Source organism: Ensifer sp. NM-2, assembly GCF_003024455.1.
GTDB lineage: Bacteria > Pseudomonadota > Alphaproteobacteria > Rhizobiales > Rhizobiaceae > Ensifer > Ensifer canadensis.
In genome coordinates, this window is the sequence record NZ_PVZR01000145.1 from 1 (window position 1) to 446 (window position 446).

The following is a 446-nucleotide window of genomic DNA, read 5'->3' on the forward strand; positions in this document are numbered from 1 at the left end:
AACGTTCACATCACTGCATCCCCCACGCCTCTCCACGATGCGCAGGTGGGGGATTTCTCTTTCGCCACGGGGCCCGAGGCGGTTCTTCCGGAGCTGACGTTGCCTTCGCCGTCATAGATGGCCCCCCCACCTCCCCGGTCGCTCGCGAGCATCGCGTAGACGAGGGTGTCCGTCCACTCGCCCTTGCTCCACCAGTTCTGGCGGTGGTGTGCCTCTCGACGCATACCGAGCGTCTCGGCCAGTCGGGCGGACGCCGTGTTGCGGGCATCCATCTGTGCCACCACCCGGTGCAGGCCAGACGTCTCGAACCCCAGGTCCAGCAGCGCAGCCGCGGCCTCCCGGGCGAAGCCTTGACCGGCATGCCGCGGATCCAGTGCCCAGCCGATCTCCGCGACACCGCGCTCGCGGTCCGTCAGCCACAGGATCACGTCACCCACGGGGACGCC

At 68.6% G+C, this 446-nt stretch carries 1 protein-coding gene; it reads right to left on the reverse strand.

The genetic code is table 11. The annotated features are described in order from the left end of the window. Positions 1–5: 5 nt before the first annotated feature. On the reverse strand, positions 6–446 hold a 441-nt coding region (locus C6558_RS39200), incomplete at its 5' end, for a GNAT family N-acetyltransferase (protein ID WP_199197155.1).